Source organism: Rhizobium sp. CC1099, assembly GCF_029714385.1.
Lineage (GTDB): Bacteria > Pseudomonadota > Alphaproteobacteria > Rhizobiales > Rhizobiaceae > Rhizobium.
The window spans coordinates 1,497,091-1,515,974 of record NZ_CP121642.1 but is presented as its reverse complement, the minus strand read 5'-3'; the positions used below and the strand labels follow the sequence as shown (position 1 = coordinate 1,515,974).

Annotated in this window: 13 protein-coding genes; 1 reads left to right on the top strand and 12 read right to left on the bottom strand. The window is 60.6% G+C overall.

The genetic code is table 11. The features are described 5' to 3' along the window. Positions 1 to 3: 3 nt before the first annotated feature. Together QA644_RS28420 and QA644_RS28415 are read right to left on the bottom strand one after the other, a co-directional pair. On the bottom strand, positions 4 to 1,284 hold the full coding sequence (locus tag QA644_RS28420; protein ID WP_283072619.1) for an extracellular solute-binding protein: 1,281 nt from the start codon (positions 1,282 to 1,284) through the stop codon (positions 4 to 6). Positions 1,285 to 1,327: 43 nt separating this feature from the next. Beyond that, positions 1,328 to 3,649: an alpha-L-rhamnosidase gene (locus QA644_RS28415; RefSeq protein WP_283072618.1), complete on the bottom strand. Its 2,322-nt coding sequence runs from the start codon at positions 3,647 to 3,649 to the stop codon at positions 1,328 to 1,330. Positions 3,650 to 3,789: 140 nt separating this feature from the next. Here QA644_RS28415 and QA644_RS28410 point away from each other — a divergent pair, with 140 nt between their 5' ends. Continuing rightward, positions 3,790 to 4,833 (top strand): LacI family DNA-binding transcriptional regulator, encoded by a 1,044-nt coding sequence (locus tag QA644_RS28410; protein WP_283072617.1) that lies wholly within the window; start codon positions 3,790 to 3,792, stop codon positions 4,831 to 4,833. Between the two features lie 250 nt (positions 4,834 to 5,083). Here the strand turns inward: QA644_RS28410 and cysG are convergent, their stop codons facing one another. The 10 genes from cysG to QA644_RS28360 all read right to left on the bottom strand — a co-directional run bounded on the left by cysG (position 5,084) and on the right by QA644_RS28360 (position 18,657). Next, positions 5,084 to 6,550: a siroheme synthase CysG gene (gene cysG / locus QA644_RS28405; protein ID WP_283072616.1), complete on the bottom strand. Its 1,467-nt coding sequence runs from the start codon at positions 6,548 to 6,550 to the stop codon at positions 5,084 to 5,086. Then, the gene (locus QA644_RS28400; RefSeq protein WP_283072615.1) at positions 6,522 to 9,179 is read right to left on the bottom strand and encodes a nitrate reductase; all 2,658 of its coding nucleotides are present in this window, start codon (positions 9,177 to 9,179) and stop codon (positions 6,522 to 6,524) included. Before QA644_RS28400 ends, cysG begins: the two co-directional genes overlap by 29 nt. Then, positions 9,180 to 9,509, bottom strand: a complete 330-nt coding sequence (gene nirD, locus QA644_RS28395) for a nitrite reductase small subunit NirD (protein ID WP_074072126.1) — start codon at positions 9,507 to 9,509, stop codon at positions 9,180 to 9,182. A 10-nt stretch (positions 9,510 to 9,519) separates the two neighbouring features. Further along, positions 9,520 to 11,970 (bottom strand): nitrite reductase large subunit NirB, encoded by a 2,451-nt coding sequence (gene nirB / locus QA644_RS28390; protein WP_194730988.1) that lies wholly within the window; start codon positions 11,968 to 11,970, stop codon positions 9,520 to 9,522. Positions 11,971 to 11,987: 17 nt separating this feature from the next. Next, positions 11,988 to 13,259 (bottom strand): nitrate/nitrite transporter, encoded by a 1,272-nt coding sequence (locus QA644_RS28385; protein ID WP_074072124.1) that lies wholly within the window; start codon positions 13,257 to 13,259, stop codon positions 11,988 to 11,990. 316 nt (positions 13,260 to 13,575) lie between these two features. Further along, a complete protein-coding gene (locus QA644_RS28380; protein ID WP_239600476.1) occupies positions 13,576 to 14,790 on the bottom strand; it encodes a CmpA/NrtA family ABC transporter substrate-binding protein in 1,215 nt (404 codons plus the stop codon). Next, a complete protein-coding gene (locus tag QA644_RS28375; RefSeq protein ID WP_239600477.1) occupies positions 14,787 to 15,389 on the bottom strand; it encodes an ANTAR domain-containing response regulator in 603 nt (200 codons plus the stop codon). The genes QA644_RS28380 and QA644_RS28375 overlap by 4 nt, the downstream gene beginning before the upstream one ends. Before the next feature lie 210 nt (positions 15,390 to 15,599). Continuing rightward, positions 15,600 to 16,397 (bottom strand): ABC transporter ATP-binding protein, encoded by a 798-nt coding sequence (locus tag QA644_RS28370; protein ID WP_074072122.1) that lies wholly within the window; start codon positions 16,395 to 16,397, stop codon positions 15,600 to 15,602. 11 nt (positions 16,398 to 16,408) lie between these two features. Continuing rightward, on the bottom strand, positions 16,409 to 17,299 hold the full coding sequence (gene ntrB / locus QA644_RS28365; RefSeq protein WP_283072614.1) for a nitrate ABC transporter permease: 891 nt from the start codon (positions 17,297 to 17,299) through the stop codon (positions 16,409 to 16,411). 59 nt (positions 17,300 to 17,358) lie between these two features. Further along, the gene (locus QA644_RS28360; protein ID WP_074073095.1) at positions 17,359 to 18,657 is read right to left on the bottom strand and encodes a CmpA/NrtA family ABC transporter substrate-binding protein; all 1,299 of its coding nucleotides are present in this window, start codon (positions 18,655 to 18,657) and stop codon (positions 17,359 to 17,361) included. Between the last annotated feature and the right edge of the window lie 227 nt (positions 18,658 to 18,884).

The following is an 18,884-nucleotide window of genomic DNA, read 5'->3' as shown; positions in this document are numbered from 1 at the left end:
CCACTACCAGTTGGGTAGACCAAGCTGCTTTGCCTGCTTGCGCACGTCATCGTCATAAAGCGCGGCCGCCTCGGCTGGCTGGCGGATGCCGGACCCGACCTCGACGGTGATCTGTTCGAGGGCCGGTCCCTTGATCGGCGACACGAATTCCAGCGCCGGCGTAGTCGCCTTCGCTTCGAAATAGGGGAGCATGTCCTTCACCGCGGGCGGGACGTCGGCCGGCAGCGCGCATCCGTCGACGAGGGACGGACCTTGGGCCGTGTTGGTTTCAACCATGATCTTGCAGCCTTCGACGCTTCCGGCGAAATCCACAAATTTCCGGGCTTCATCCGCGTTCTGGCTGGCGAGCGGGACATAAAGGGCAGGCGGCATCCAGACCGTCAGACCGTTCTTGGCCGCATCGTCCCCCGGCTGCGCGAAGAAGCCGACACCCTCAAGATTTTCCGGATAGTTCTGCTTCAAAGCGCCGACGGCAAAGGTGAGCATCGGATAATGGGCGGCTTCGCCTGTCGCCACCATCCTAAGGCCGTCGTCATAGCTTGCTGCACCGAAATCCTCGTTCATCAGGCCGGCGTCATGAACCTCCTTCAGGCGCTCGAAACCTTTCATGGCCGCAGGCGTCGTCGCGTATTTCGCCTTGTTGGCCGTATAGTCGTTTGCGAAGTTCGGCGCGGCTTGATGCAGGTTGTAATAGTCCGCCAGAACGAAGAGCTGGGAGGTCCAGGTGTCGCGATAGGTCTGGGCAACAGCGACTTTGCCGGCCGCCTTCACCTTTTCGTTGTTGGCCATGAACTCGGCCCATCTCTTCGGGACGGGCAGGCCGAGGTCCTGATAGATTTTTCTGTTGTAGAGGATCCCGCCAGCCATCGCCGTTCCGAAGGGAACGCCGTATAGCTTGCCGTCAGCGCGGACCACGGCCTTGAAGCTCTCGTCTACTTTTGCCTGCGACGAAAGATCACTGAGGTCGGCCAGCGTCTGTGCAGGTTTCAGCGCCTGCATCAGCGAGCCGGAATTGTACAGGAAGACATCCGACATCTCGCCTGTCGCCAGCCGCGTCTTGACGATGTTGTCGCCCTCGCCACCACCCGGCCGCTGCTCGATTTCGATCGTTACATCCGGTGCGATCTTCTCGTAAGCTGCAACCAGCGCCTCGGCGGCTGCGACGGTATCGGGGCTGTTATCGATCAGGAACGAGAGCGTCGTTTCTGCGTGCAACGGCCCTGCGGCAATCAGCGCTACGAGCACCGACGCACCGGCAAGAATGACTTTGATGCGGTTTGTCATGACGTTCCTCCTCTGAACGGTTTGACGGTGGCAGGTATGCTCCTCAAAGATGGGGAAGAGAAAAGATCAGCTCATGTGTTCCCGCTCGAAGGACGGCTTCCCCCGTGACAGGCTCGCCGTTAAGCACCGGATTCTGATGCCGTCGTCCGGGCCGGAATCGACCGACGCAGCCTTCTGGAAGCGTCACTTTATAGGTGACCCTGTTGCCGCTGCACTCCCATTGAGCTTCAATTCGACCTTGACGCACGTCATGATAGGCGGTGACGGGCGAGAGCGCGGCGATCGGCGCCGGATCGACGATGACCTCGGAAAAACCAGGTGCGCTTCGGCTTGGCGAGATGCCCGCGACGCTCTCAAACAGCCATTGGCACACGGCGCCATAGGCATAATGGTTGTAGCTGTTCATGTCAGGCTCGTAGATGGTGCCGTCCGGCGCCATTGAATCCCAGCGCTCCCAGATCGTGGTTGCGCCCCTGGACACCTGATAGAGCCAGCCCGGAACCTCCTCCTGCAGGAACACCTTTTCGGCAAGGTCGTCCATTCCGAGCTTCGTCAAAGCCGGCAGCAGGGCGGGGGTGCCTATGAAGCCCGTGCCGATCTTGTAGTCCGCATCGATGATCACCTGTCTGAAGTGCTGCTTGGCAGCCTCATGGTGCGCAGCCGGGATCAGGTCGTATAGGAACGCCAGCGCGTAAGACGTCTGGTCGTTATGTGCAATGCGTCCGGATGGTGCGATGAACTCGTGCGCAAACGCACGTCGAATTTCTTCAGCACGGCCCTTCATGCGCGCCTCCAGAGCCTGGTTGCCGAGGATCGCTGCGATCTTCGCCAGCAAGTCGGTGGAGATGAAGTGGTAGAGTGTTGCAGCGCAATCGTCGGCAACTGTCGGGCGCGGCTTCCGGTTGTCGCCGATCGGCTGCAGCCAGTCTCCGAATGTGAAGCCGCGGTCGCCCCAGCGGGACGGCGGGCGCACGATCGGGCCGTCCGATATCGACCAGACGAAGTCGACCCAGCGCACCATCGCATTCACGCATTCACAAAGAACTGCCCGATCCTCGTAATGCGTGTAAAGAACCCAGGGGATCACGACGATGGCGTCGCCCCAGCCGGTCGAACCGGCAAATCCCGGAAAGTTCTTCGGATGCAGGCGTGTCGGGTCGGGCGAAAAGTGGGAAATGGCACCATCCTCACGCTGATCGGCCATAACATCGCGCAGATATTTCCGGAAGAAGGTCTGGCTGTCCGTCAGCCAGCAGGCCGTTGCAGCAAACACCTGAGCGTCGCCTGTCCAGCCGAGGCGTTCGTCGCGCTGTGGGCAATCGGTCGGGACCTCGATGAAATTGGCGCGCTGTGACCAGATCGTGTTCTGGACAAGCCGGTTGACGAGCGCGTTGCCCGACTGGAAGCCGCCAGTCGGATTGGGCACGGAGGAGATCGGAACCGACGAGATTGCCAAGATACGTGCCTCGCCCGTAGCCGTCACTCTGGCATAGCGGAAGCCTTGAAAGCTGAAGTGTGGCGCGTAGGTCTGTTCGCCGTCTCCGCCCAGCGTATAGATCGTATGGGCTTCTGCGGTGCGGTAGTTGCGGTTGTCGAAGTGACGGCCAGGCCCCAAGACTTCCGAATGTTCCACGCGGATTTCGGCGCCTGCTGCCCCGCGGACCGTATAGCGCACATAGCCGCCGATGTTCTGGCCGAAGTCGTAGATCGTTCGCCCTTCCGCGTCGGTCCAATTGTCAATCGGAGCGATCGGCGGCAACTCACGGACCGGCGCTGTTTCGTGCGCGACGAGCAACGCCTTGTCGAATGGCAGCCTCACCGTGCCGTGAGTGTCGGCAAGCCTTTCTTCGCGCGCATCATAGATCTCACCGAAATAGATGCCGGATTTGCGGATCGGCAGCAGCCCGCTCTGCCACGTGGTATCGGTTGAGACAATGACGCCATTCGGCCCGATCAGGTCTGCAATGGCTGCCGTTTGGTCACCCCAGCAATTGGGAATGGCCTTTTGACCCCACATGAGCGGAGACCGGTACCATCCGTCCGCAAGCCAGATCTCGATGCGATTCTGACCAGGCTTGATGAGGTCTGAGACGTCGTAGCGCTGATAGGCCAGGCGATGATCGTAGCTGGTCCAGCCGGGTGTCAGAAGGTCGTTGCCGACCCGTTTGCCATTGATGAAGCAGCGATAAAGGCCGAGTGCTGAAATGAAGAGTTCAGCAGGCGTCTCGACGCCATCGCAGTTGAACGTCTTGGCGACAAAACTTGCGGCCGTTCCCTGACCGCGATCCGACAGCGGCGCGATCATATCGCTGGTCCAGTCTCGTGAAACCAGATTGTCGCTGGCCGCCACCGGCTGAAAATTCATCAGATCCTCCACATCTTTTGTAGAACGTTCTTCGTATAACGTTCTACATTTTTTTCAGAAGCGCAATAGATATTTTGCGACCGGTCTGCCATGGTGATTTGGTGAGGCTTAAGGGCCTGCAGATCGAATCTGAGGATTTCATGCCAATCAAAGAGAAGTCGAAGCCTGCAAAGCGCGATCGTGTGACGATACGGACGGTTGCTGCGCATGCAGGCGTATCTGTCGCGGCGGTTTCGAAGGTCATGCGAAATGCATATGGTGTGAGCGAGAACCTTCGCGCCAAGGTGACCGGGTCGATTGAAGAACTGGGTTATCGACCGTCAAGGACCGCACGCGGCCTGCGCGGTCGTACGTTCACGATCGGGTTGCTCCTTGTCGACATACGCAATCCCTTCCTGCCCGAAGTCATCGACGGCGTGAACGGCGTTCTGGCGCCGTCGCACTACCAGGCAATGATCGGCGTCGGCGAGGGCCGCATGCAACTGGAGACCTCTCTTATCGAATCTATGATCGACTATAAGATGGATGGGCTCATCCTCGTCGCTCCGCGCCTTCCTACGGAAATCATTGCAGAATTTGCGGCACAAGTTCCGATCGTGGCTGTCGGTTATCATGATCCGAAAGCAAAGACCTTCGACACGGTCAACACCGATGACCAGCGAGGGGCAGAGATAGCGGTAGAGGCATTGCTGAAGTGTGGTTATCGCGACATCGAAATGCTCAGCCTGGGAGCTCGCGAAGGTCACAAGGTTTCCGTCGTGCGCCAGCGTGAAATCGGATACCGGCGCGCCATGCTGCGTGCCGGACTGAGCTCCTCAGCACCGATTAGCCACATTCCTGTCCATTCCCCTAAGCGCGAGGAGGCAATGCGGGTGTTCATGGCGCGAAGCGATCGGCCCCGCGCCATCTTCTGCTGGAGCGATCTTGATGCGATTACGCTTTTGAGCGCAGCCGCGGAAATGGGCGTGCGGGTACCCGAAGACCTGGCAGTCGTGGGCTATGACAATTCGACGACCGCAGCACTCAGCCTGGTCAATCTGGCAAGCATCGACCAGTCGGGCAGGGAACTCGGGGAAGCAGCGACGCGAACGCTTTTGTCAAGGATCGAGGGTCGTAGCGAACCGGAGCATCTTCTGCTGATGCCCTCGTTGGTCAACAGGAAGAGCTTAATGAGTTCTGGGTAACCCTGACGCTCCTTGCCGTTATGAGCAAATCCGCCGAGAGAGTTTGCCCGCAAATGGGTCAATGACGATGCTGCAGCCGTTGCGAGCTGCAGCCTGAACCATTCGTTTCAGAAGTCTGCCGAACGGCTTATTTGTAAACCCTTTTGCGAGATTCCTTCGAAGGAAGTCCAACGCAGAATCTCGCTGCCCCTCGGCCGTTTTCTCCTTTATGCGCAAGGTCTTTGCAGTCGCAGCAGTTGAAAAGCACCTATCAGGACGCAGCGGCCGACAAAGGTGCTGCGTGCACGGCGTGTTGCCGGGCGGCGAAAACGTCACCGACTGCGATCAGGACGGGGTTTTCGTAGCCGATCTCGCTGATGCCTTCGCCAAGACCTGCAAGGTTCCCGTGCCACTGACGCTGCGTCGTGCGGCTCACGTCGCTCATGATGACGGCTGGCGTTTCGGGCGACAGGCCTTCGGCGATCAGCCGGTCGGCAATGAGCGGCGCTGTTCTCCCGCCCATATAAAAGACGGTGGTCGCATGCGGATCGGCAGCGGTGGTCCAATCGACATCCATCGGCAATCCGCCATGGCGGGAATGGCCGGTGATGAAGCGTACAGACTGGGCATGCTCGCGATGGGTCAGCGAAATGCCGAGGCGTGAGGCCATGGCGCTTGCGGCCGTGATGCCGGGAATGACGTCGACCGGAATGTTTTCGCGATCAAGATGAGCGATCTCTTCGCCGGCGCGGCCGAGGATCATGGGATCGCCGGCCTTGAGGCGGACGACGCGCTTGCCCGCCTTTGCGAGTTTTACCATCATCGCGTTGATGTCTTCCTGGCGGCAGCTGCTGCGGCCGCCGCGCTTGCCGACCAGCATGCGCTTGGCCTCGCGGCGCGCGAGTTCCAGCACCTCGGTGGAAACGAGATCATCGAAAAGGATAACGTCGGCGGCTTGCAGCGCGCGAACCGCCTTCAGCGTCAGAAGCTCGGCATCGCCAGGGCCCGCGCCGACGAGAGTGACGCGTCCGGTTGTGCTTGTTGTGGATTTCAAGCCCCGAGCAGCAAGCAAAAGCTGCGCCTCGGCCTGGTTGACAGCAGAACCGTCGAAAGCCATGTCGGCGAATTTTTCCCAGAAAAGTCGCCGCGCGGAAGCGGTTTCAAGGAGCCCGTTGACCCTGCCGCGTATCGACTGGGCAAGTCCAGCCCAGGATTTGAGCGTGCGCGGGAGCAAGGTCTCGATCTTGCGGCGGATGGTCTGGGCAAGAATGGGTGCTGCGCCATCCGTCGAGATTGCAACAACGACGGGGGAGCGGTTGACGATCGATCCGAACTGGAACTGGCAGAAATCCGGCTTGTCGATGACATTGACCGGAACGCCCGTCGCGCATGCCGCGTCGAAGAAGCGCCTAGCTTCAATCTCGTCGTCGCAGTCGGCAATTGCAATGGCAGCGCCGGTCAGACCTTCCATCTGCCAGTGCCCCGGATGATGGATCAGTCTGGCCGCGGCGTGCTCGAGATTGCGGGCGAGAAGCGCCTTGAAGGTGCCGCTCAGCGTTTCGGCGTAGATTTCGACATGAGCGCCGCAGGCAGCAAGAAGTTCCGCCTTCCAGGCGCAGGCGTCGGAGCCGCCGGCCACCACGCACCGCTTGCCTTCAAGCGCCCAGAAGACGGGCAGCTTTGCAAGCGGCTCCATGCGGGCGGGATTGTCATTCCGCGGCTGCTGCAAGACATCCATCGATGATCCCCTTGATTTCGGCGCGGCACGAGCCGCAGTTGGTGCCGGCGTTGAGCTCTTTACCGACTGCCTCGACGCTGCGGCAGCCGCCGCGGACCGCCGCTACGATCTGATTGACGCCGACGGCGAAGCAGGAACAGACCGTGGCTCCTGGGTCCGGCTTGTCGGCGCCCGGCCGGCCGGCGACAAGAGCAAAGCGCTTGCGCAAGTCGCCATGGTCGGCGGCAAGCTGTGAGATCGCCCAGCTGCGAGCGACGGCGACCGGTTCGCGGGCGAGGAACAGCGCAGCAAGCAGGCGCGTGCCGTCGAAGAAGGCGAGCCGCAGATCGCCGGATTGCTGATCCGCGTAGCCGAGCGGCTCGATCTCGGCAGGAATACCAAAGGTGCTGCGGCACCAGCCGCACCAGTCTTCGACCGCGTGGTCGAAGGCGAGTTCCAGTCGCCAGCCGCCATCTGCTTTCGCCAAGGCCCAATAGGCGGCGCCAAGGTTTTGCGGTTTGCCCGCCGAGACTGCAAAGCCGTAGCGGGCTGCCTTCAATGGCCGGGCGGCGACGGCGACGTTCTTGGAGGCAGGCTGGCCGGAGAACGGATCGGTGAGCGGGGCAACCACTGCGTCGATGCGAGCCTTGGCGGCAAACTGATCGTTCCAGTGCATGGGCACGAAAATGCTGCCGCGGGCCTGGCGTTCGGTGATCAGCGCGCGCACGACGGCCTTTCCCTGCGGGCTTTCAATTTCGACCAGACCGGCATTACCGATACCGATTTCCATCGCATCTCGGGGGTGTAGTTCGGCAAAGGGTTCGGCGATATGGGCGGAAAGGCGCGCACTTTTGCCAGTGCGCGTCATCGTGTGCCACTGGTCGCGGATACGTCCCGTGTTAAGCGTGAAGGGGTAGTCGGCGCTGGTGCGGTCGGATGCGGGCGGTTCGACCGGCACGAAGCGTGCCTTGCGATCGGGATGAAAAAAGCTGCCCTTCGCAAAGAAGCGGGTCACAGTCCTCTCGTCGCCGACGGGCTGCGGCCACTGAAAGGGTGTCATCGCGTCGTAGGCAGCTTTCTCGATGCCGGCATAGGCGCCGATGTCGAAATCGCGGTTGCCACTGTTTTCGAAGGCGGAAAGCGCGGCATGCTCATCGAAAATGTCTGACGGAGAGGCAAAGGCGAACGCATCGGCAAAACCCATGCGGCGTGCGACCTCGGCCAATTGCCACCAATCCGCGCGCGCATCGCCGGGGGTGTCGATGAAGGAACGCTGGCGCGAAATGCGGCGTTCGGAATTGGTGACTGTACCGCTCTTTTCGCCCCAGCCAAGGGAAGGCAGCAATACGTGGGCATGGCGGGCGGTGTCGGTCGTCTTGAGGATATCCGAGACGACGACGAAAGGGCAGGCCTTGATCGCCGTCTCGACGGCATCGGCATCCGGCAGCGAGACCACCGGGTTCGTCGCCATGATCCAGAGCGCCTTGATGCGGCCGTCGCCGACTGCCTTGAACATGTCGACGGCCTTCAGACCCGGCTTTTCGGCAATCGCCGGCGACTGCCAGAAGCGTTGCACGCGATCGCGGTCTTGTGCGCTCTCAATCGCCATGTGGGCGGCAAGCATGTTTGCCAAGCCGCCAACCTCACGGCCGCCCATCGCGTTCGGCTGGCCCGTCAGCGAGAAGGGACCCATGCCCGGCTTGCCGATGCGTCCGGTGGCGAGGTGACAGTTGATGATGGCGTTGACCTTATCGGTCCCTGACGAGGATTGGTTGACGCCCTGGCTGTAGCAGGTGACGGCCTTCTCGGTCGCCGCGAAGAGGCGATAGAATTCGCGAAGCTGCATTGCCGGTAAGCCGGTCAGTTCCAGGACCTCGTTGAAGGAGACACCAGAGGCGGATGCAAAAGCCTCGGCAAAGCCGTTCGTGTGTTCGGCTACATAATTCTGGTCGATGGCATTGTTTGCGATCAGGTGCTCGAAGAGGCCGAGGAAAAGAGCGACATCGCTGTCTGGCCGGATCGCTAGGTGCAGATCTGCGATGTCGGCAGTCATCGTCCGGCGCGGATCGATGACGACGACCTTCATGCCGGGACGCGCCGCCTTGGCGGCCGCCAGCCGCTGATAGATGACCGGATGGCACCAGGCGAGGTTGGACCCGGTAAGGATGACCAGATCGGCCAGTTCCAGATCCTCATAGGTCCCGGGCACGGTATCGGCGCCGAAGGCGCGGCGGTGGCCGGCGACGGAAGATGACATGCACAGGCGCGAGTTGGTGTCGATGTTGGCCGAGCCAATGAAACCCTTCATCAGCTTGTTGGCGACGTAATAGTCCTCGGTCAGCAGCTGGCCGGAGACATAAAAGGCGACGGAGTCAGGCCCGTGCTCGGCAATGGCATCCGAAAAGCGCTGCGCCACGAGATCAAGAGCCTCATTCCATCCGGCCCGCCGTCCCGCGATCTCCGGATGCAATGCGCGTCCGTCGAGATCGATCGTTTCGGCCAGCGCCGAGCCCTTCGAGCACAGCCGCCCGAAATTGGCCGGATGGTCCGGGTCGCCCATGACGGACACATTGCCGTCATCTGCGATCTTGGCGATCACCCCGCAGCCGACGCCGCAGTAGGGACAGGTTGTCTTGATCTCTTCTGCCATCTATTCCGCCGCCATCATCAAGCTTTCGAGGGCAATGAAGAGCGCGCCGTCCTGGTTGCGGACCGGAATGGTCCGCACCGCGCCCTCATCGGCGCCAAGCGCCTTGCCGGTTTCGAGCGAGATGACCCAGTTGTGCAGCGGGCAGGTGACCGCCTTGGCATGCACGATACCCTGGCTGAGAGGGCCGCCCTTGTGGGGGCAGTGATCTTCTATGGCGAAGACTTCGTTTTCAGCCGTCCGGAAGACGGCGATCTTGCCCTGCGGCGTCTTCACGCAGCGCGCTCCGCGCAGCGGGATGTCGGAGATATCACCGATCGCAATCCAGTTCATGTTGATCTCCTTACTCTGCAGCCTGCGGATAGCCGATCGTCGCCATCGGCTTGAATTCATGCTTATCCTTGCCGGAAACACGCTCCGACCAGGGATCGACCTGGGCGAATTTCTGGCTGAACACGAAGCGGTCGAAATAGGCCTTGCGCTTTTCGGCATCGCCCATGATCTGGCGACGAATCTCGTCGAGGCCGATCCGCTTGGCCCACTTGTAAATGCGCTCGAGATAACGTGCCTGCTCCCGGTACATCTGCGTCAGCGCAACGATATGCTCCAACGCTTCGTCATCGGTCTTGACGAGACCGAGGATCTCGGTGCCCTTGATGTCGAGACCGGCCGCACCGGCGAAGTGAATTTCGTAGCCGGAATCCACGCAGATGACGCCGACATCCTTGCAGGTCGCCTCCGCGCAGTTGCGCGGACATCCGGAGACAGCCATCTTTAGCTTTGCCGGCGTCCAGGAGCCCCACATGAACTTTTCAATGCGGATGCCGAGCCCGGTTGAATCCTGCGTGCCGAAGCGGCACCAGTCGGAGCCGACACATGTCTTTACCGTGCGCAGGCCCTTGGCATAGGCCTGACCGGAGACGAAGCCTGCCTTGCCGAGATCGGCCCAGACGGCCGGAAGGTCCTCTTTCTCGACGCCGAGCAGGTCGATGCGCTGGCCGCCGGTGACCTTCACCATCGGGATTTCGAACTTGTCGACCACGTCGGCGATGGCCCGCAGCTCCTTGGAGCTGGTAACGCCGCCCCACATGCGCGGCACCACCGAATAAGTGCCGTCCTTCTGGATGTTGGCGTGGACGCGCTCGTTGATGAAGCGCGACTGATAATCGTCGGCATATTCGTCCGGCCAGTCGCAGACGAGGTAGTAGTTGAGCGCTGGACGGCACTTGGCACAACCGCAGGATGTCTTCCACTCCAGCTCCTGCATGACGGCAGGAATGGTCTTCAGCCCCTTGGCCTTGATCAGGCGTCGGACGTCGTCATGGCCAAGTTCGGTGCAGGTGCACATCGGCTGTACGGCGGCAGGGTTATAGCTATCGCCGAGCGTCAGCGCCATCAATTGCTCAACGAGGCCGGTACAGGAGCCGCAGGACGCCGACGCCTTTGTGTGGGCGCGCACGTCGTCCAGCGAGGTCAGCCCCTTGGCCGTGATCGTCGAGGTGATTTTGCCCTTGCATACGCCGTTGCAGCCACAGATTTCCGCGTCATCCGGCAAGGCTGCAACGGCCGCCATAGGGTCCAGTGGGGACCCTCCCTGGTAGGCCTGTCCGAAGATCAGCGTCTCGCGCATCTCGGAAATATCGGTCTGCTTCTTCTTGAGATCGTTGAACCAGGCGCCGTCTGCGGTTTCGCCGTAGAGCACAGTTCCGATGATCTTGTTATCCTTCAGCACCAGGCGCTTGTAGACACCAGCCGAAGCGTCGCGAAGGACGATCTCCTCGCGGTCGTCGCCGTCGGCGAAATCGCCAAGCGAGTAGAGCTCGATGCCGGTGACCTTGAGCTTGGTCGGGGTGTCGGAGTGAACGAAGGTCGCCGAGGTGTCGCCGCAGAGGTGGGCGGCGGCAACGCGGGCCATTTCGTAGAGCGGAGCGACGAGACCGTAGACCTGTCCACCGACTTCTGCGCATTCGCCGAGCGCCATGATGCTGCCGTCCGAGGTCTGCATGCCGTTATCGACGACGATGCCGCGATTGACCGCGATGCCAGCCTCTTTCGCCAGGCCGACATTCGGACGGATGCCGACGGCCATGACGACGAGCGTTGCCGGAATGATCCGTCCGTCGTCGAGCTCGATGCCCTCGACCCTGCCATCACCGATGATTGCCTTGGTATTGGCCTTGGTGATGACCTTGATGCCGCGCTCCTCGACTGCCCTTTGCAGCAGATAGCCGGCCGCAGGATCGAGCTGACGCTCCATCAGCGTCGGCATGACATGCAGCACGGTCACGTCCATGCCACGCTGGGCAAGGCCGGCTGCCGCCTCAAGACCGAGCAGGCCGCCGCCGATGACGATCGCCTTTTCGCGTGACTGGGCAGCAAGCAGCATTGCCTGCACGTCGTCGAGGTCGCGGTAGGTGATGACGCCAGGTAGATCCTTGCCGGGAACCGGAATGATGAAGGGCACGGAGCCGGTGGCGATCACCAGCTTGTCGTAGCTTTCGGTGACGCCGTGGTCGGAGGTCACGGTCTTCGCGTGCCGATCGATCGCAACGATCTTGTGGCCCTTGTAGAGCGTGATGCCGTGCTTGATGTACCAGCCGTCGCCGTGAATGATGATCTGCTCATAGTCCTTTTCTCCGGAAAGAACAGGAGAGAGCATGATGCGGTCATAATTGACGCGCGGCTCGGCGTTGAAGATTGTGACCTCGTATTGGCCTGGGGCCGTTTCGAAGAGGTGCTCGAGCATGCGCCCGGGCGCCATGCCGTTGCCGATGATAACGAGTTTTTCTGTCATAGTTACAAGTCCTTAGATTAGGTTGCCGCCACTGCAGGCACGGCGTGCCCCTGGCGTGACAGGTGCTTTACGGACAGGTGCATCCAGATGAGCGACGTCACGACGATCGCAAAGAGCAGCAGGAAGCAGCTGGACCAAAGGCCGGTGATGTCCTTGAGCAGGCCGAAAGCGATCGGAAGGATGAAACCGCCAAGGCCGCCCATCATCCCGACGACGCCGCCGACTGCGCCGACGCTTTCTGGATAGTAGGCCGGAATGTGCTTGTAGACGGCTGCTTTGCCGAGGCTCATGAAGAACCCGAGCACGAAGATGACGATGATGAAGATTGCTGGCGTGATACCAAACGCAGGCCCGGGTCCCGATGGAGATGCAGCCGGTAGAGACAGGATGAGGGTGGCGGCGGCGGAAACGGCCAGCATCGCGTACATCACGCTTCTTGCGCCCTTCTTGTCGGATAGAACGCCGCCGAATGCTCTAAAGATGCTGCCTGGCACGGAATAGGCCGCGGCAATCATGCCGGCGATTTCCAGATTGAATCCGTAGACACCGACCAGATAGCGCGGCAACCACAAAGACAGGGCGACAAAGCCGCCGAAGGCGAAAAAATAATAAAGCGAGAAACGCCAGACCTGGATGTTCTTGAGAGGAGCGAATTCTTCGAGGAAGCTCTTAGAGGCGACGCCGCGACAGCGGCGGTCGCGAAAGGCCGGGTCGTCGGTGGTCGAAAACCAGAAGACGATTGCCATCGCCACAAGAACGAGAGCCCAGATTTCAGCAACCGCCTGCCATCCCCAGGCGATGAGCACGAAGGGCGCCGCGAACTTGGTAACCGCGGCTCCGACATTGCCGGCGCCGAAAATCCCGAGCGCGGTTCCCTGCTTTTCTGGCGGAAAGAACGGCGAGACATATGCGACACCAACTGCGAAGGAACCACCGGCGAGGCCGATCCCGAGTCCTGCGATCAGCATTTCTGTGTAGCTTGTTGCGTAGGAGAGCAGGAAAGTCGCTATGGCCGCTGCCACCATGGTGAGCGTGTAGACCAGACGACCGCCGTAGCGGCTCGTCCATATGCCAAGCACGATCCGGACGAGCGAGCCGGTCAACACAGGGGTGCCCACCAGCAATCCGAATTCTGCCTCGTTGAGGCCGAGTTCCTGTTTGATACGAACGCCTATAATCGCAAAGATCGTCCAGACGGCGAAGCAAACGGTGAAGGCGACCGTCGAAATCCACAATGCTCTGGCTGGCTCGCCAGCAGACATAGACTGGGGTTTCTCAGAAAAAGGCATGGCTTCTCCAGGGCCCGACAATGTCGTGCCAATCCATCGTTGAGAGTTAAAACAAAAAGCCGCTGGCCAGGTCGCGCACACACGAATGCGCGGGATATCCTGATCAGCGGCTTTGCCTGAGGCGCCCGTCTTTGGACGCCGAAACATGCGACCTTTCGGCCTCGTGATTATCAATGCAAGAGGCGTGCCAATTCGAAATCTAGGCGAATTTCGTCTTTTCTCTCCGCAAGTCAGCCTTTTTGGTCAGGATGACTAGGGCGAGACCGCCGGTTCCTTCGGCCAAAAATTATGCAATGCATAGAAAATAGGCGTCATGCTATGCCTGCTTTTGAGCAGCAATATACGCATCGACGCAATCGGGATCAAAGAGATTGCCGTCGAAAAAGCCATCCGGACCGAGCGTCATCGTGCCGCTGGAGCCAACTGGCGTTTCCATGCGCAAGGCGCCCTCAACCTTCGAACTTGCAGCCGGCATTGCAACGCCGAGCGCCTTTAGAGCATTGCGGTAGATATCCGGCCGGTAGGTGTTGCCGGCCACGTTCTGGTGGGCCGCGGTGTGATCGACGTGGCCCCAGCGGACCATCTGCGTGTAGAACCAAAGGGCGTGGCTCTTCCATGGAAACGTCGCCGCCTTGGCGTGCGGGACGAAGAAGTCGCTGACCGTCTGCGTTGCGTTGCGGCCAACTTTAAGCACGCCGGTGACGGATGGACGCAGCCACTCTGCCGGGCTGTTGATATAGGCCGGACCCGAAAGCAATAGGGCAAGCTCTTCATGATTGGCGGGGTCGGCGCACCAGAGTGAGGCATTGTAAAGCGCTCGCAGGAGGGCCACGAGTGCGTCAGGATGGCTATCGCCCCAGCGACTGTTCACGCCCAGCACCTTTTCGGGACTGGATTTCCAGATCGCCGCCTTGACGGTTGCAAGGTGCGCGCCGCGTTTGAGGACGCCGAAGGTATTCCACGGTTCTCCAGCACAATAGCCGTCGATCAGACCGGACCTCAGCGCGTCACCCATATCCTGCGGCGGAAGGGTCACGATCTCGATCTCGTGGTCTGGGTCGATACCGCTTCCAGAAAGCCAGTAGCGCAATTCGTAGTTATGTCCGGAGTAGGGGTGTACGATACCGAAACGAAGCCTGTCGCCTGCCCGCTGCGAAATCACTTTTTTCAGCGCCGCACCGCTTGAGCGCGCATCAAGCGCATCGGCTGCGCCATCGTCGGCCATTTCCCGCCACAAGGCGCCCGAAACGGTGACGGCATTTCCGCCAAGCCCAAGCGCCATGGGTACGATCATGCGCGGCGCGGGGGCCATGAGACCGAGATTGCAGGCGATCGGCATGGGGGCAAGAATATGAGCGACTTCGAAATGGCCGACCGCCAGCCTGTCCCTGATCGTTGCCCAGGATCGCTCCCGCACGAGCGTGAGGGCCACTTCCTGCGCTTCAGCAAAGCCCTTCTCTTTGGCGACGACGAGCAGCGCGCTGTCGAGAAGCGGAACGAAGCCCGCGGTGATGTCATGCCTGTTCCTCATACGTCCGCTCCAGGATCAAGCAGGTTTGCCGCGGTGACGAGGCTTTGAGCGATCTCGACGACTTTCCTGTTCTGGTTCATAGCCGTGCGCCGCAATAGCGCGTAAGCGTCCTCTTCCGACAGCCCGCGGGTGCGCATCAGCAACCCCTTGGCGCGATCGATCAGTTTGCGTTTTTCCAACTCGCCGCGAGTTTCTTCCAGCTCTCGACTCAATCGCGCAAACGCATTGAAACGACTGATCGCCATCTTGAGGATGGGTCGGACCCGTTCCTGCTTCAGGCCATCAACGATATATGCGGAAACCCCTGCCTCGACCGCAGCTTCGATCGAGGCTTCATCGGACTTGTCCACGAACATGGCGATGGGCCTCTTCACCGCACGCGATATCTGGAAGATGCTTTCCAACATGTCGCGGTTGGGGTTTTCGAGATCGATGACGATCACATCGGGATTGATCTCGGTGATGCGCCTGGCAAGACCATTCATGTCATCGATGATCGTGACCCTGTCATAACCGGCCTCGCGCAAACCGTCCTCGATGATGGACGCACGAATGCGGTTCTCATCAATGACCAGAACATTCAGACTGTTAGCTTTCATGAGACCGCGCCACGGGTTACTGGCATTCATTCGCTACAGGCGCGCCGATGGTGCAGGAGCCAACGGACACGACGCCGCAGATGCGCGAATACAGCCACAAAATCAAGCAGTATCTTGGCTGCCTGATCTCCATGCTCTGCCCGCGCGAACGGGGTCCGTCCCTAGCCGAGTGGTCGAACAAGGCATCTGCACAGCGGTAATCGTTGTAAGTTACTCCGCGGCTTCAACGAAGCGGTGACGTTCGTAAAGAAACTTCAAAACGGCCTCGCGGCACTTGAGATAAGTGCGGTCCGAAGCGAGTTCGATGCGGTTGCGGGGCTTCTCGATCGGCACATCGAGGATTTCACCGATCTTGGCCGCTGGCCCGTTGGTCATCATCACGATGCGGTCAGAGAGCAGCACGGCCTCGTCGACATCGTGGGTGATCATCACCATCGTGTTGCCGAGACGTGCGTGGATGTCCATCACCGCATCCTGCAGATGGGCACGCGTTAGCGCGTCGAGCGCACCGAAGGGTTCGTCGAGCAGGAGGATCTTCGGCTCCATCGACAACGCACGGGCGATGCCGACACGCTGCTTCATGCCGCCGGAAATCTCAGAAGGCCGCTTGTCCTTGGCGTGGGCCATCTGGACGAGATCAAGATTGGCCATGACCCATTCGTGACGCTCCGCCCTGCTCTTTGAGCTGCTGAAGACCTTGGAAACGGCCAGGTTGACGTTTTCATAGACGGTGAGCCAGGGAAGCAGGCTGTGGTTTTGGAACACGACGGCGCGTTCGGGACCGGGCGCATTGACTTCCCGGTTTTCGAGAAGCACTGCACCGGCCGAAACTGGCGTTAAGCCGGCGATCAGGTTCAAAAGCGTGGATTTACCGCAGCCGGAGTGGCCGATGATCGATACGAACTCACCCTTGGCAATCGTCAGGTTGATGCCCTTCAGCACTTCGGCGCGCGTTCCGGCCCGGTCAAAATGCTTGTCGATATGGTCGAGCTTGAGATAGGCAGTCATGATCGTTCCTCTCAGTTGGCCGAAGCGCCGCGGGTGATCAGTCGGCCTGCGGCGGCCACCAGCTTGTCGAGCGCGAAACCGACGACGCCGATATAGGCCAGGGCGACGATGATGTCTGGCAGGCGCGACGAGTTCCACGCATCCCAGATGAAGAAGCCGATACCGACGCCGCCGGTCAGCATCTCGGCTGCGACGATGGCAAGCCACGACAGACCGACGCCGATACGAAGGCCGGTAAAGATGTAGGGCGCAGCCGATGGCAGCATGATCTTGAAGAAGAATTCGAAATGGTTGAGCCGCAGCACCTGTGCCACGTTGCGATAGTCCTGGGGGATATTGCGCACGCCAACGGCCGTGTTGATGATCACCGGCCAGATGGAGGTGATGAAGATCACGAAGATTGCTGAAGGATTGGAATCCTGGAAGGCAGCGAGCGACAGCGGCAGCCAGGCAAGTGGCGGGACGGTGCGCAATACCTGAAAGATCGGGTCGAGCCCGCGCATGGCCCAGACCGATTGGCCAATGACGGCGCCGATGACGACACCCGAGATTGCGGCAAGGCCGAAGCCGTAGGCGACGCGCTGCAGCGAGATGATGACGCGCCAGCCAAGCCCGATGTCCTGGGAGCCGTAGTTGAAGAATGGATAAGCGATCAGATCAAAGCTTTCCTGCCAGACCCGGTGCGGAGAGGGCAGTGAGGCGTCGGGCGACGAACAGAGCACCTGCCAGATGGTCAGAATGATCGTAAGCACGACAAGCGGCGGCACGATGCTGCGCGCGGCCACCATCGCAACGCCGCGGACATTGATCCGGGGCCCCGGTTGTCTTGCAAGGCGGACGACATTTGCGGCCTTCGGCGCAGTCTTTGCCGGTATGGGTTCTTTCTTTGCCAGGGCGGACATGAGGCGCTCCTCGTCGTGAACAAAAGGCCGGCGCGCCTGTGACGCGCCGGAGGTGGGGATCAGGATGCGGCCTTGATGGCAAGGCTATCGAGATAGGCGGACGGATTTTCCGGATCGAAGACCTTGCCGTCGAAGAAGGTTTCCTTGCCCCGGGACGGAGAAGACGGGATGTCGGCGGCGGCGACACCCAGCGCCTTGGCCGCATCGCGCCAGAGATCCTCCCGGTTGACCTGGTCGACGAGAGCCTTGATGTCGGTGTCAGGTGCGAACTTGCCCCAGCGGACGTTCTCGGCCATGAACCAGGTGTCGTGGCTCTTGAAGGGGTAGGAGGCGCCGCCTGCCCAGAATTTCATGTAAAGATCGGTGCCATGGGCGACACGGCCGTTGCCGTAGTTGATGTCACCCTTGAGGCGGCCGAGGATGTCCTTCGGCGGCACGTTGAACCATTGGCGCTTGCCGAGGATTGTCGCCATCTCCTCCTTGTTGTCCATGCTGTCGCACCATTGCTGGGCTTCCATCACGGCCATCAGCAGGGCTCTTGTGGCATTCGGGTTCTTCTCGACCCAGTCGGCGCGCATGCCGAGCGCCTTTTCCGGATGTCCCTTCCAGAGTTCGCCGGTCGTTGCTGCGGTAAAGCCGACGCCCTGATTGACGAGCTGCTCGTTCCACGGCTCGCCGACACAGAAGACGTCCATGTTGCCGACCTTCATGTTTGCCACCATCTGCGGCGGCGGCACGACGATGGTCGAGACGTCCTTGTCCGGATCGATGCCGCCGGCGGCAAGCCAGTAGCGGATCCAAAGGTCATGGGTGCCCCCCGGGAAGGTCATTGCGGCCTTCACTTCCTTGCCTTCGGCCTTCTTTTTTTCGAAGGCCGCCTTCAGCTTGGATGCGTCGAGCTGGACGCCGGTATCGGCATATTCCTTGGCGACGGAAATGCCCTGGCTGTCGTAATTCAGGCGGGCGAGCAGGGCCATCGGTACCGGCTGATTGTTCTGGGTCACCTTGCCCGTATGCATCAGATAGGGCAGCGGCGAAAGGATATGGGCGCCGTCGATACCGTTCGAAGCCCCGCCGAGAACCAGATTGTCGCGTGTTGCCCCCCAGGAAGCCTGCTTGGCGACCTCGACATCGGGAAGGCCATGTTTTTCAAAAAGCCCCTTCTCCTTGGCGACGATCAACGCGGCAGCGTCGGTCAGCGCGATGAAGCCGAGTTTGGCGCCCGTGACTTCAGGTGCTGCGGCTGCTGCAAAGGCGCCGGACGGAAAAGCTGTGCGGACTGCGCCGATCAAGGCAGCCGCGGCGGTCGTTTTCAGGAGGCTTCGGCGGCTCATGCCGGTCGTAAGGATCTTGTTCATGCGCTGGTTCCCCTTGTTGGTCGTCGCAGGAATTTTCGGAATAAAAAAACGCCGCCCGGAGATTGCGTCTGCGGGAAGGGAGAGTTCCCGGACAGCAAAGCCCGTGCGACGTCGATGTCTTTTGCAAGCGCTGATCGCGCGCTTGTCGCCAAGATCGCCATTGATCCGGGCAAGATCACCCTTGCAAGCCGTGTGCCAGTTTTTGATGTGAACTATAGATCATTGAA